This window comes from Providencia sp. PROV048 (assembly GCF_033688165.1).
In the GTDB taxonomy this organism is placed as follows: Bacteria; Pseudomonadota; Gammaproteobacteria; order Enterobacterales; family Enterobacteriaceae; genus Providencia; species Providencia hangzhouensis.
Map to the genome: position 1 here is coordinate 3,055,878 of NZ_CP096360.1, position 14,116 is coordinate 3,069,993.

General features: G+C 40.2%; 13 protein-coding genes. 8 read left to right on the forward strand and 5 right to left on the reverse strand.

Features of this window, described 5'->3' with window-relative positions:
- Nucleotides 1–8: 8 nt before the first annotated feature.
- A complete protein-coding gene (locus M1F26_RS13485; protein ID WP_140170855.1) occupies nucleotides 9–584 on the reverse strand; it encodes a TIGR00730 family Rossman fold protein in 576 nt (191 codons plus the stop codon).
- 323 nt (nucleotides 585–907) lie between these two features.
- Here M1F26_RS13485 and rhtA point away from each other — a divergent pair, with 323 nt between their 5' ends.
- A complete protein-coding gene (rhtA, locus tag M1F26_RS13490; RefSeq protein ID WP_004256572.1) occupies nucleotides 908–1,795 on the forward strand; it encodes a threonine/homoserine exporter RhtA in 888 nt (295 codons plus the stop codon).
- A gap of 338 nt (nucleotides 1,796–2,133) precedes the next feature.
- Nucleotides 2,134–2,637 (forward strand): DNA starvation/stationary phase protection protein Dps, encoded by a 504-nt coding sequence (gene dps / locus M1F26_RS13495; RefSeq protein ID WP_004256573.1) that lies wholly within the window; start codon nucleotides 2,134–2,136, stop codon nucleotides 2,635–2,637.
- A 123-nt stretch (nucleotides 2,638–2,760) separates the two neighbouring features.
- Here dps and dinG read toward each other — a convergent pair whose 3' ends face one another.
- Complete coding sequence (gene dinG / locus M1F26_RS13500) at nucleotides 2,761–4,872, reverse strand: ATP-dependent DNA helicase DinG (RefSeq protein WP_140170856.1); 2,112 nt, start codon at nucleotides 4,870–4,872, stop codon at nucleotides 2,761–2,763.
- A gap of 257 nt (nucleotides 4,873–5,129) precedes the next feature.
- Here dinG and M1F26_RS13505 point away from each other — a divergent pair, with 257 nt between their 5' ends.
- Both M1F26_RS13505 and sseA read left to right on the forward strand, forming a co-directional pair.
- On the forward strand, nucleotides 5,130–5,291 hold the full coding sequence (locus M1F26_RS13505) for a hypothetical protein (RefSeq protein WP_004256593.1): 162 nt from the start codon (nucleotides 5,130–5,132) through the stop codon (nucleotides 5,289–5,291).
- A gap of 38 nt (nucleotides 5,292–5,329) precedes the next feature.
- Nucleotides 5,330–6,169 carry a 3-mercaptopyruvate sulfurtransferase gene (gene sseA, locus M1F26_RS13510; RefSeq protein WP_140170857.1) on the forward strand — a complete coding sequence of 280 codons (840 nt, stop codon included), beginning with the start codon at nucleotides 5,330–5,332 and terminating at the stop codon, nucleotides 6,167–6,169.
- An 80-nt stretch (nucleotides 6,170–6,249) separates the two neighbouring features.
- Here sseA and M1F26_RS13515 read toward each other — a convergent pair whose 3' ends face one another.
- The 3 genes from M1F26_RS13515 to rhlE form a co-directional block, all read right to left on the reverse strand.
- Entirely contained in the window at nucleotides 6,250–6,498 is a 249-nt protein-coding gene (locus tag M1F26_RS13515) for a GlsB/YeaQ/YmgE family stress response membrane protein (RefSeq protein WP_004256598.1), read from the reverse strand.
- Between the two features lie 159 nt (nucleotides 6,499–6,657).
- Nucleotides 6,658–7,599 carry a tRNA dihydrouridine(16) synthase DusC gene (gene dusC / locus M1F26_RS13520; RefSeq protein ID WP_096864122.1) on the reverse strand — a complete coding sequence of 314 codons (942 nt, stop codon included), beginning with the start codon at nucleotides 7,597–7,599 and terminating at the stop codon, nucleotides 6,658–6,660.
- 168 nt (nucleotides 7,600–7,767) lie between these two features.
- Nucleotides 7,768–9,096, reverse strand: coding sequence for an ATP-dependent RNA helicase RhlE (rhlE, locus tag M1F26_RS13525; RefSeq protein ID WP_140170858.1), 1,329 nt, complete (start codon nucleotides 9,094–9,096; stop codon nucleotides 7,768–7,770).
- A gap of 285 nt (nucleotides 9,097–9,381) precedes the next feature.
- Here rhlE and cecR point away from each other — a divergent pair, with 285 nt between their 5' ends.
- From cecR to M1F26_RS13545, 4 genes are all read left to right on the forward strand, one after another.
- Complete coding sequence (cecR, locus tag M1F26_RS13530; RefSeq protein ID WP_004256610.1) at nucleotides 9,382–10,080, forward strand: transcriptional regulator CecR; 699 nt, start codon at nucleotides 9,382–9,384, stop codon at nucleotides 10,078–10,080.
- A 153-nt stretch (nucleotides 10,081–10,233) separates the two neighbouring features.
- Entirely contained in the window at nucleotides 10,234–11,229 is a 996-nt protein-coding gene (hlyD, locus tag M1F26_RS13535) for a secretion protein HlyD (protein ID WP_136135082.1), read from the forward strand.
- 9 nt (nucleotides 11,230–11,238) lie between these two features.
- Entirely contained in the window at nucleotides 11,239–12,978 is a 1,740-nt protein-coding gene (locus tag M1F26_RS13540; protein WP_004256654.1) for an ATP-binding cassette domain-containing protein, read from the forward strand.
- Entirely contained in the window at nucleotides 12,975–14,114 is a 1,140-nt protein-coding gene (locus tag M1F26_RS13545; RefSeq protein ID WP_004256657.1) for an ABC transporter permease, read from the forward strand. Before M1F26_RS13540 ends, M1F26_RS13545 begins: the two co-directional genes overlap by 4 nt.
- Nucleotides 14,115–14,116: the final 2 nt, after the last annotated feature.

Below are 14,116 nucleotides of genomic sequence, written 5' to 3' on the forward strand. Positions count from 1 at the left end.
TATTGATGCTAGTCGTAGGTTTTAATTGATGGGGCAATATAAGATTCAAAACTTTCTAATAATTCAGCGGGAGAATCATTCACAATCGCCATATGACGGTATTTTTCATGGAGGAAACCTTCATCTGCCATCTTATTTGTCATATCAATCAATGACTGCCAATAATTATTAATATTAAATAAAGCGCATGGCTTAGCATGCAAACCAATTTGGCTCCAAGTAAATACTTCTGCGTACTCTTCAAGCGTGCCATAACCGCCAGGCAAAGCGACAAAGGCATCCGCAAGCTCAATCATTTTACTTTTACGCTGATGCATCGTTTCAACTTTATACAACTCAGTTAAATTCTTATGAGAAATTTCACGTTCTTCTAGCAATGATGGGATCACCCCAATCGCTTTTCCCCCTAATGACAATACGGTATCAGCAACTGTCCCCATAATTCCCACGCTCGCTCCACCATAGACTAACGTGATATCACGTTTAACCATTTCTTTAGCAAACTCAATGGCTTTTTGCTGATAGACCTCATTTTTTCCCATACTGGAACCACAATACACTGCAATACTTTTAATTTTTCCCATTTGTTCCTCATTTTCCATTTTTATTGTGACTTTTTAGTTAAAGCACTGAATTATACGAGCCTAATACAGAAGCTCAAGCTTCACTCTTCGCCATAATAAAATGAGACTAACTCATGTTTATAGCACTGCTATTCACCTAAACCAACATGTTGACAACCAATAGAGCACATTTACCCCCTTATTCTCTATAGCTAAACCATAAACAAATATAAAGCCGTGCTGTTTTATGAGATAATCTTTAAGAAATTATTTTTCATCACTGAATACTTATTTTCTAAATATTTATTATCAATTAAGTTACGTTTTCCGAGGTTTACTTATTTATGTCTGCCGACACTAAAAAGAGCGCATTTCCGCTATTACCTATAGGGTTATTACTGCTTGCAATGACCTCTATTCAAAGCGGAGCTTCTTTAGCTAAAACTTTATTTCCTGTTATCGGCGCTCCCGGTGTTACTGGTTTACGTTTATTGCTTGCTACTATTATTTTGTTCGTTATTTTTAAGCCTTGGCGTTTAAAATTCAGAAAAAATTCGCTAGTTCCATTGCTTGCTTATGGGTTATCCCTAGGTACGATGAATTATTTGTTTTACCTATCTCTTGAACGAATTCCATTAGGGATAGCTGTTGCTTTAGAATTTACTGGTCCTTTAGCCGTTGCGATGTTTTCTTCTCGCCGTCCGATTGATTTTTTATGGATAGCCCTTGTTATTGTTGGGTTATTATTCTTACTTCCAATCGGCGATAATATTGATTCCATTGATACACTCGGTGCTCTCTATGCTCTCGGAGCCGGTGTCTGCTGGGGGTTATATATTATATTCGGGCAACGTGCAGGAGCGGGTTACGGTGCAGCAACCGTTGCAATAGGTTCATTTATTTCTGCCATGATCTTCTTCCCTATCGGCTTAATGCAAACAGGTGTCGAGGTGATGTTCGACCCCTCAATTTTACCTATTGCACTAGCAGTCGCGATTTTATCAACCGCATTTCCTTATACATTAGAAATGATCGCGCTAACGCGTTTACCAGCCCGAACTTTTGGTACATTGATGAGCCTTGAACCTTGTATGGGCGCATTTTTAGGAATTGTTTTCCTAAATGAGCACTTAACGATGACTCAATGGTTGGCATTATTATGTATTGTCTGTGCTTCTATTGGTTCCACCTCAACAGCGGTACCAAAGTCAAAAATCGAAAAAGTGTCCTAGTCACTAAAAACTATAAGCAAACAAAGACAATCAAGGTTAATAAATTCGATATATAGATATTTATTAACCTTTTTTCGTGTAAAGTTTTATTCATCAATTTGAAATAATCTATTTTTATTTCTAGTTTATGCTTTAAATAAAAATTTATCATCTCTATCGCACTTATTGTCAAAAACGATTAGTACCGAAGATCCACAATTAATTAACGGTTAATAAAGTATATCGAATAGACCTATTAAATTAATCGTTTATTACATTATGACAAATTAGTTTGGTTATTTTATATTTATTGACAGATGAGGTTACTAAACAAATTCATATTTAAGAGAGGATGAATCATGAGCACAGCTAAATTATTTAAAGCATCTTCAAATGAACTTTTATATACACGTAATGATATGGAAGACAGCGTAAAATTGGAAACCATTGGAATTCTTAATGTTATGGTGGTCCATTTTACCGATCTCTCTCTAATGACTAAACAAGCCCACTGGAATATGCGTGGCCGTAATTTTATTGCTATCCATGAAATGCTAGATGGCTTTAGAACCACGTTAGTTGAACATTTAGATGAATTCGCAGAGCGCGCGGTTCAATTGGGAGGTGTTGCTATTGGTACAACGCAAGAAGTTAACCGCTTCACCTCGTTAGAAGCTTACCCAATTAATATCCATAGCGTACAAGACCACTTAAAAGCGTTAGCCGACCGCTATGCTATTGTCGCAAATGATATCCGTAAAGCCATTGATGAAGTGGAAGACGAAGACACTGCGGATATGTTTACCGCAGCTTCCCGCGATATGGATAAATTCCTCTGGTTCTTAGAAGCAAATATTGAGTAATGTCGTAAATAGAGTCAATTAAAATTGACCAATGGCCACTGTAGAGTGGCCATTTTATTTGCAAGTCATTAACTATAATCAAACTGTTATTCAAATACCTAAAAATAAAATAAGTTAACTTAGTTATTTACTGTTTTTAGGTATCTCAGGTTGTTCTATAGGAAATACAGGTAATGCATTTAATAGCCTTTTACCATAATTTTTAGTTAGCAAACGTTTATCATAAATAATAATTTCACCATAGCACTCATGACTACGAATCAACCTACCTGCTTGCTGTATCAAGTTAAATGAGGCGCTAGGTAAACTTTGTACTTCAAATGGGTATCGCTTCAATGATTTCAACCAATCCCCTTCGGTGATAATCACAGGGTTTGTTACTGGTGGAAATGCAATTTTATGGATATGGACCTGAGTTAAATATTCCCCTTTTAGGTCTAACCCCTCAGCAAACGATTGTAAGCCAATTAAGGCACTAGATTGCCCTTGGTTAATTCTTTCGCAATGAGTTTCGACTAACCGGTAACGTGGTTGATCTCCTTGAACTAAAAGCTGCAAACGCAAATCCTTTACATGCTCAAGAAAACCTTCCATCGCTCTTTGGCTACTAAATAAAACCAGTACTCCACGGTGAGTATTTTTAGCAAATTGTTCACGGAAAAATACTGCCATTTCCGCTAAGTGTTCAGCTTCAGTGTTTATCGTTGGCTCATATTCCATTTTAGGAATAATAATTTTTCCTTGCTCAACATGGTTAAAAGGAGAAGATAATGTCACAAAGCGGTCATCACTTTTTTCGGATAACCCAGTAAGTTCCATAAAACGTGAATAACTGTTCAATGACCTCAGTGTTGCCGAGGTAATCACAATATGAGGAACATTTCGCCATAACAAATGTTGTAATTGTTCGCTGACTCGGATCCCTGCACAATGCATAAAGAAGCGAGATTGGTTTTTCTCATAACGCCGACTTAACCATTTTGATACAGGGGCACCTGAACTTTGTTCTAATGCCGCCAACCGCCAAAGCTTCGACATATTTTCAAAGTACCCCATAGCCCTACTAGTCACAATAATGGAGCGATGTAAGCGGACAATATCTTGCTTCGCAGTTTGTTCCGTCAAATCATTTAAGATGGCTTCCGCCAGTCCCTGTAATGCATCAGTTTGCTTAAACAAGGCCTGACAGCTCAGTTGCATAGCTTCAGGCAATACACCAAGCGGAAATAAATATTCAGTTTCTTTTGATGTTTCTGGTAATAATGCATTCGCTAATAATGAGAAATCACGAAATGTTTCACGTAATTTTTCTGCATGTTGCTGTAACCGTTCGGGGTTAGCTAACTTTGGTGGCTTCGCCGGACGAAATTGCCCCATGTACTGCCCAACATGCTGAATAAAGCTATCAAGCTGTGCCGTTAGTTGAACTAACGTAATTTCGCCTTCAACTTCAAGGGCATCCCTTGCAACATCCGGAACATGATGGCCTTCATCAAGCACTAATAATAAATTTTTCGGGTCAGGTAATACAGATTCACTTTCCATTGCAGCCATAACTAACGCATGATTAGCAACCACCACATCGGCATCTTCGATTTCCCGCCTAGCAATAAAAAATGGGCAACGCTGATAAAATTGACAATTACGACCTAAACAATTCATTTTATCTGTGCTGACTTTGCGCCATAAGCTATCGCTAAATGCCCGTTTGTGGTGATCCCTTAGCCCATCCCATGCAAAGCTTTGAAAATCATGCCGCAGCTGCTGACAAATTGCCCGTTCTTCACTATTCGCAATTTCCGTTTTGTCTTCCACCAATAACATTAAATCTATTTGCTCACCTTCTGCTGCACAAATAGCTTCTAAATTACGGGGGCAAACATAACGAGCACGCCCAAATGCACCTGTATATTTTAGATCAGGAATAATTTTGCTTAATAACGGTAAATCCTTACTATAAATTTGGTCTTGTAATGCCACATTCGCCGTACTAACCACTAAGGTTTTTCCTTCTTCCCTACCAACCGCTATCCCTGGTATTAAATAAGATAGCGTTTTACCCACCCCAGTAGGCGCTTCTATAACCAAATGGCGGCCGTCATCATCTGCTAAATTTTTTGCGACTTGCGCGATCATCTGCCGCTGCGGTGATCGGGAAACAAACCCGTCAATTTGTACGGACAACCCTTTATACCACTGAGTTATTTGTTCTTTAGTTTTATTCGACAGGGACATAAATTATGCAGGTGACCAAAGTTAAAATGAAAGATAACGAAACTGACAACAATACGGAATATGTAAAAAACGCTTTTGCCAACCGCTTCGCAAAACTACTGTATTAATACCCATTATACATAAAAATTGGGAAGCTTTTTGCAAAACGCCCATTCTGCAACAGAAATAATAGCTTTTAACTTGTTTGCAACACTCATCCGGTTATACTTTGAGTTCTTATATCATTTGGATTTTTATCACTAGGCAGGCTATAGAAAATGAAAAAGGTTGTTATCGCACTTTGCGCATTATGCGCTTTTGGTTCTGTAGGCGGTATTGTTTTAGCGGGTATGAACATTTATACACGTTCAACCACACCGCTTGAGCAAGGGCAACCGCAATCCCCTTCAGCACTGCCAGCCCCCAATCAAATTCAGTAATTTTAAAATAATTTATCAGCCCAGGATGGAGATAGCTTATGTACAACGATTATTTCGTAACCCCACAATGGTTAAATTTACATCTATTTAATGATAACATCATTGTACTCGATGCATCTTCTCCGCCACCGACCGCACCTTATGATTGCCGCCAACAATATTTAGAAGAACATATTCCTAACGCTCAGTTCTTTCATCAAGATGAAATTGCAGACAAAAGCTGTGATTTACCCCATATGCTGCCAAGTGCCGATATTTTTAGCCAAGCAATTAGTGCCATGGGCATAGGTAATGACACCCAAGTTATTATTTATTCGCAGAATAACTTATTTTCATCCCCAAGAGCGTGGTGGACTTTCACGACTATGGGCTGCAAAAACGTTAAAATTTTAGCCGGTGGCATCGATGCTTGGAAAGCAGCAGGGTTTGATGTTCAGTCCGGGGAAGTTACTCCGCCAGCTGCGAAGCAATTCCATGCCACACGTAAAGACAGTAACGCACTGAATCAAGAGCAAATGCTTGATATTGTAAGTCAAGGAAAAATTCAAATTATTGATGCTCGTGCAGAACCACGCTTTCTTGCTCAAGCGCCAGAACCACGTCCGGGTCTACGTATGGGGCATATTCCTGGGAGCAAAAACGTCCCATGGGATCTTCTCGTTGAAAAGGGTGAATTCAAATCACCGGAGCAACTTAAAGCTATTTTTACTAAACAAGGTGTCGATATCCATGCACCTTCAGTGATGACCTGTGGTTCAGGAATGACCGCAGCTGTGGTATTAATGGCATTAACATTATTAGGTAACCAAAACGTGCGTTTGTATGATGGTTCATGGGCCCAATGGGGGCAAGATAACGGCCTGCCAATCGAGTCGTAATCCTCTTCTTCCATAAAAATATAAGCCACTTGATATTTAAGTGGCTTATAGAATGAAGATTTACCAAGTAGAGGAAATGGTTATTTGGCAAATATCCCGGCTAAGAACAGTACGACAATCGCACCGATAACCGCGACAACAAAACTCCCAAAGTTGAAACCATCAACTTTTCCTTTACCAAAGAAAGTACTGATGTAACCACCCACAACGGCACCAACGATCCCCAGCACGGTGGTCATAATGAACCCCATGTGATAAGTACCTGGCATCAGCCACTTAGCTAAAACACCTGCAATTAGACCAAAAATAATCCAAGCAATTACACCCATCTTACGCCTCCCAGACTAGGTAATTTCACTATAATGTCAAAATGTTCTCATATAATAGTAGAGCTTTAAATAAATTAAATCGCTCTCCTACCAATTAAGTAAAGACCCTATAAGTTAATTTCGCAACTATAAAATTTTGCCAATCAACATTATTCATAACTAATTGCTCACAATTTCAGTTATCACTTGCGCAATCTGTTGGGCATTTTTTAACGACCTAACCTGAGAAAAAAGTTCATCTGCTTGATGATATTCTTTACGTAAATAGCCTAGCCATTGCTTAATCCGAGCTGCATGGTAATGGCCGGTATCCCCTTGTTTTTCAAGTTCTGTATACTTTAATAACAACCTGCCAACTTGCTCCCAAGGCATTTTAGATTCATTAAATTTGACCACACGGCTTAAGTTTGGGGTGTTTAGTGCTCCACGACCAATCATCACGGCATCACAACCTGTGATTTCAAGGCAGCGCTGTGCACTTGCATAGTCCCAAATTTCACCATTAGCAATCACTGGGATCGATAATTTACGGCGGATCTCTCCAATGGCAGACCAATTAATACTCTCTGCTTTATAACCGTCTTCTTTGGTTCTACCATGGACAGTAAGTTCTGTTGCCCCCGCCTGTTGAACCGCATCTGCAATTTCATAAGCAAATTCAGAACTGTCCCACCCCAAACGAACCTTAACCGAAATAGGTAATTCTTTTGGAACTGCTTCACGCATTGATTTCGCAGCTTGATAAATCAAATCAGGTTGCTTCAATAACGTCGCACCACCACCGTGGCCATTAACTGTTTTTGATGGACACCCGCAATTTAAATCAACCCCCCAAGATCCTAACTCGACCGCTCGGTTTGCGTTCTCTGCCAACCACTGAGGGTGTTGCCCTAATAACTGCACGCGAACTAATGTCCCTGAAGGGGTACGACTGCCATGTTTTAGTTCAGGGCATAAACGGTAAAAAGTTTTTGCCGGTAAAAGGGTATCAACCACGCGAACAAACTCTGTTATGCACAGGTCATAGTCATTAACTTCGCTTAATAGACAACGTACTAAAGGGTCTAAAACTCCTTCCATAGGAGCTAATAAAACGCGCATAAATGGCTCACAAAAAACGTAATAACACCTGCTTATCATACCGTTTATTAAATAGATGAGCAGGAAAATTCTAAGATGGGGGTGACCAGTGACAGGCTTGAAATAGTTTCACAGGTAGCTCCAGTTAATGCCATTAACATTAAAAAGAGCTACAAGCTTTATGGAAGATTAGCTGTCACTTCGCCCTTGTTTGACTTTTTTCTGGGCGTTTTTCCATGGGGAACTTGCCCCCTTCCCTGAACTAGGCTTTGACGATGGCGAATTACTGCGACGTGGTGGTTTACCTTGGTTTCTATCACCTGAACGACGTTCATTGCGTTGTGGTGTTTTTTGAATAGGCTCCGCCTTTATGGAGGGGTCGGGCTCATAGCCTTCGATCGCCATCAATGGAATAGATTTTTTCAATAATTTTTCAATATCCTTGAGTAACTTAGCCTCATCGATGCATACTAAGGAAACTGCCATCCCAGTTGCTTCTGCACGACCTGTACGACCGATACGGTGAACATAGTCTTCTGCAACATTAGGAAGCTCAAAATTCACCACATAAGGAAGCTGTTCAATATCAAGGCCACGAGCTGCAATATCCGTTGCCACTAACACACGAATATCCCCAGATTTAAAATCAGCTAATGCACGAGTACGAGCCCCTTGGCTCTTGTTACCATGGATAGCAGCAGCTTTGACACCATCTTTATTTAAATGCTCAGCGAGACGGTTTGCACCATGTTTTGTACGTGTAAAAACAAGAACTTGTTGCCAGTTTTCACGGCCAATCATAAACGAAAGTAATTCCGCTTTTCGTTTTTTATCAACCAGATGAACATATTGAGTCACTTGCTCAGAAGCTGAGTTTCGCGGAGCAACCTCAATAGTTACAGGGTTATTGAGTAATTTATTCGCCAATTGTTTGATTTCGTCAGAAAACGTCGCTGAGAACAATAAGTTTTGACGTTTTTTAGGTAATTTATTAATCACCCTACGAATATCATGAATGAACCCCATATCTAACATACGGTCAGCTTCATCCAGAACAAAAACTTCGACTTGGGAAAGATCTACTGCATTTTGGTGTTCTAAATCTAATAAGCGCCCCGGAGTTGCAATTAAGATATCAACCCCGCCACGTAACTTCATCATTTGTGGGTTAATACTTACCCCACCAAAGACGACAAAAGAACGAATACGCAGGTGACGGCTATATTCTTTTACATTTTCAGCAACTTGCGCTGCAAGCTCCCTTGTTGGCGTCAAAATTAACGTACGAATAGGCTTGCGATCCTTTCCTGCTCGAGGAGTTGTAATAAGCTTCTGTAAAATTGGCAATGTAAAACCCGCTGTTTTACCTGTACCAGTTTGGGCGCTAGCTAAAAGGTCATTTCCTGCAAGCACGGCTGGGATAGCTTGTTGTTGAATAGGCGTAGGGCTTTCATAACCTAATTCATTAATGGCAAGCAAAATTTCCTCGTTTAACGCGAGGTCTGAAAAAGTAGTCAAATTAAATTACTCCGGGCTTCACCGCTTCAAATTGAATGTGGCAGTTATGGGGGAAGTGAGTCAGAAGATAAAGCGCAAACTGCCGTGCGACACTGTGTAAAATTCTAACATTATTTACAGATGATAAATATATTAATTTAGTTTGGTTAATAAATTAATATAAAATCCGACCCACATAGTATATATACTTACATTGTACTATGAGATGTCGTTTTTTACTTTTTATAAAAATGAAAAGCCATTAAGAGCTAATTAGGTGTTATTTAATTCTGAATTTTTAAAGGAATGGTTATGAATACAGGTTCATCGTCAACGTTGCGAGGAGAAAATGCGAAAATGCAATTGCTTCTCACTGCTGCTGATGTATATGGAGAACAAGGGCTTGATGGCGCTACTACACGCAAGATCGCACAGGCATCAGGGCAAAATATTGCCGCAATTTCTTATTATTTTGGCTCAAAAGAAGGTCTTTACTTAGCGGTAGCTCAGCTTATCGCAAAAACTATTCGGGACGATTTCCATGATGTTTTTCAAGCAATTGACAACTTTCTAAATCAACCTTTGTCAGTACAAGTAACTGATGATGCACTTGATTTACTACAAAAAACAGTCATTGCCTATAATCATTTTCAGTTGGAAAAGAAAAATTTAAGTTTTTCTCGGATATTAGCACGTGAACAACTCAACCCGACCGAAGCCTATACGGTAATCCATGAACAGGCTTTAGGCCCAATACATTCGCGCCTAAACCGCTTGATTGCGATTTACATTGGTGCTGACCCCAATCATTTAACAACGCTAATCCACACACACGCAATCCTTGGCGAAACACTTTCATTTCGAATTGCTCGAGAAACTTTGTTACGCCAAACGGGTTGGAAACATATCAATGAAAATGAATTTAAAATTATTAATCAAGTTCTTATTGAACATACAAATATATTATTAGCAGGCTTACGCCATCGCAAACAATATGAAAAGTGATATGATAAAATAATTAAAGTGATTCATTCACATTGATAATAACTAGAGGCTGGTGATTTTATTGCAGCTGGTGCCACATTTCTCCATTAAAAACAGCGGCCTCTAACAACAAAGTTTGTTTTCATATCGTTGATTCTTTAAGTAAGGTTAGCTATGAGCAATAAAAACCGTTCTGTTGTTGTTTTCATTATTCTCATATTAATCGGTGCTGCAATTGGTGGTTATTACTACTATCAATCACAGCAAGACAAAATATTAACACTCTACGGCAATGTTGATGTCCGAACGGTAAATCTTGGTTTTCGAGTGTCAGGTAAGCTCAAATCCCTAAGCGTTGATGAAGGTGCAAAAATTATTGCAGGCGAGCAACTTGGCCTACTGGATGATGCCCCCTACATTAACGCGTTAAATAAAGCCAAAGGGGTGCGTGACAGCGCCAAAGCCCAACTTGCTTTAAAAGAAAGTGGTTACCGTACTCAAGAGGTTGCACAAGTTGAAGCTGAAGTGGCTCAAAAACAAGCGGCTTGGCAATATGCAGATAACTTCTATAAACGTCAGCAAGGGCTTGCTGCCTCCCGCGTTATTTCAGCTAATGATTTAGATAACGCGAAGAACAATCGAAACCAAGCATTTGCCGCCCTTCAAGCGGCACAAGATAAATTAAATCAATACCAAAGCGGTTTTCGCCAAGAAGAGATAGCTGCCGCTCGAGGCGAATGGTTACAAGCCGAAGCGGCTGTCGCTCAAGCTGAACTCGACTTACAAGACACCGTTTTAACTGCACCTTCCTCTGGGACTATTTTAACCCGAGCAATCGAACCTGGCACAATCATCGGTGCAGGTAATACCGTATTTAGCGTCACTTTAACAAATCCTGTTTGGGTCAGAGCTTATGTTAGCGAACCACACCTCGGTGATGCCATCCCCGGTAGAGAAGTCTTGCTGTATACGGATAGCCGCCCAAATCAGCCTTACCATGGTACCATCGGGTTTGTTTCCCCTACCGCCGAGTTTACCCCTAAAAGCGTACAAACACCGGATTTACGAACCGATTTAGTCTATCGACTACGTATCGTCGTCAATGATGCAGATGATGCTTTACGCCAAGGTATGCCTGTAACTATTCAATTTACTGATAATAAACAGTAAGAGTTTGCTATGAGTGATGATTACAGTATCCGCCTATCCAATGTCGAGAAAACATTTGTTGGCCTGGATACTCCAGCCGTTGAAAGCTTAACAATCGATATTCATGGGGGCTCTGTAACAGGCCTTGTCGGCCCTGATGGTGCAGGAAAAACAACTTTAATGCGCATGATTGCAGGACTATTAAAACCAGATGCAGGGAAAATTAGCGTGATGGGGCTCGACCCTATCGACGACAGCATTGCTATGCGAGCTGGCCTTGGTTATATGCCCCAAAAATTTGGTTTATATGAAGACCTGACCGTACAAGAAAATTTAAATTTGTACGCAGATTTGCGTGGCGTACTCGGCGAAGAACGCCAAAAAACCTATCAGCAACTGCTTTCTTTCACCAGCCTAGCCCCTTTTACCAATAGGCTAGCCGGTAAATTATCGGGGGGGATGAAGCAAAAACTCGGGTTAGCCTGTACATTATTAGGAAAACCCAAGGTCCTTTTACTCGACGAACCCGGTGTTGGTGTTGACCCCATCGCTCGACGAGAACTATGGCAAATGGTTCATACTCTTGCCGATGATGGAATGCTCATTCTTTGGAGTACTTCCTATTTAGATGAAGCTCAGCAATGTAAAAATGTGCTGCTATTAAATAAAGGCAAACAGCTTTATGCAGGCAAGCCCGAGTTATTAACTGAAAAAATGGCGGGACGCTCGTTTTTACTTGATGTACCAGCCACACAAAAACGTACTGTATTACAAAACGCACTCGTATTACCAGAAACTACCGATGGTGTAATCCAAGGCCGCTATATTCGCTTAATTTTGAAGCCTAATGCATCACAGACAAATTTATTAACTGCATTAAATATGGCAGATGGAAAACTCATTGAAGCACAGCCACGTTTTGAAGATGCGTTTATTGACTTATTAGGCGGGGGCCCATCTCATCGTTCGGAATTAGCCGCTATCGTACCGCAAATTCCACCTAATCCTGAAGAAACCGTCATAGAAGCGCGTAATTTAACCAAAAAATTTGGCCAATTTGCGGCAACTGATACCGTAAATTTCCAAGTTAAACGAGGAGAAATTTTTGGTTTATTGGGGCCAAATGGTGCGGGAAAATCGACAACTTTTAAAATGATGTGTGCGTTAATGAAGCCAACAGATGGGCAAGCACTCGTTCTTGGAATGGATTTAAAAACGAGTTCAAACAAAGTCAGGCAGCACCTTGGCTATATGGCACAAAAGTTCTCGCTGTACGGTAACCTAAAAGTGGGGCAAAACCTGAAATTCTTTTCGGGTGTTTATGGTTTACATCATCAACAACAAACCAAAAAAATCCAAGAAATGGTTGAGGCCTTTAATTTCAAACCGATTATCAATCAGGTGACTGAATCCCTCCCTCTGGGGTATAAGCAGCGTTTAGCCCTCGCCTGCTCATTAATGCATGAGCCTGATATCTTATTTTTAGATGAGCCAACCTCAGGTGTTGACCCACTAACTCGTAGAGAATTTTGGTTACATATCAATGGAATGGTTGATAAAGGTGTTACCGTTATGGTCACGACTCACTTTATGGATGAGGCAGAGTATTGTGACCGTATCGGGCTGGTTTACCATGGAAAAATTATTGCGGCAGGAACCCCTGATGAACTGAAACAGCAAGTCGCAAGTGCTGAAAACCCTGACCCATCCATGGAAGATGCATTCATCGAGCTAATCATGAATTATGATAAGCAACAGGAGGCACTATGACTCACACCGCTTCTCATTTTTCATGGCGTAGGCTTAAAGCACTATGCTGGAAAGAAAGTAAACAAATTGTGCGGGATCCTAGCAGCGCTCTTATAGCTGTGCTTATTCCATTGATGTTACTATTTATTTTTGGTTATGGTATCAATTTAGACTCAAGTAAATTACGTGTCGGTATTTTACTTGAGCAACAAAGTTCGCAAGCTCGTGAATTGGTTGATACCTTCACTGGTTCGCCATTTATCGATGCGACTATTAGTAATAACCGCCATTTATTAATCGATAAAATGCAAGCGGGTGAAATTCGCGGCATTATCGTCATTCCTGTAAATTTTTCAGCCCAATTGCTGCAAAAACAAGGTCATGCCGCAATTCAAGTCATTACTGATGGCAGCGAACCGAATACGGCTAACTTTGTGCAAGCTTATACTCAAGGTGTGTGGCAAACGTGGCTGGTGCAGCAAGGGGAAAATAAAGGCTACCCAACAGACCCACTAATTGAACTTAATATGCGCTATTGGTTTAATGAAGCGGCAATTAGTCAGCATTTTATTATTCCAGGAGCAATTAGCATCATTATTACCGTAGTTGGTGCTATTTTGACCTCTTTAGTTATTGCAAGAGAATGGGAACGTGGCACGATGGAAGCATTGCTTTCAACCCAAATCACTAAAACTGAGTTATTACTTTCAAAATTATTGCCTTACCAAGTGCTTGGTACTTTTGTGATGGTATTATGCATGTTTGTCACCACTTTTGTCTTAGGAGTACCTTATCGCGGCTCTCTATTAGTATTATTTGTCATTACCAGTCTTTATTTGGCAACGGCATTAGGGATGGGGTTATTGATTTCAACAATTACTCGTAACCAATTTAATGCAGCGATGGTTGCTCTGAATGCCGCCTTCTTACCTGCTATTATGTTATCTGGCTTTATTTTTGAAATTGATAGTATGCCAGCCATTATTCAAGCTGTGACTTATTTTATCCCTGCCCGGTACTTTGTCAGCAGTTTACAAACTCTCTTTCTTGCAGGTGATATCTATATTGTTTTATTGATAGATTTCCTGCTACTCATCGCTTCTGCAATACTATTTATTGGACTGACGGCGCTAAAAACTCGCCGTCGTTTGGATTGAGG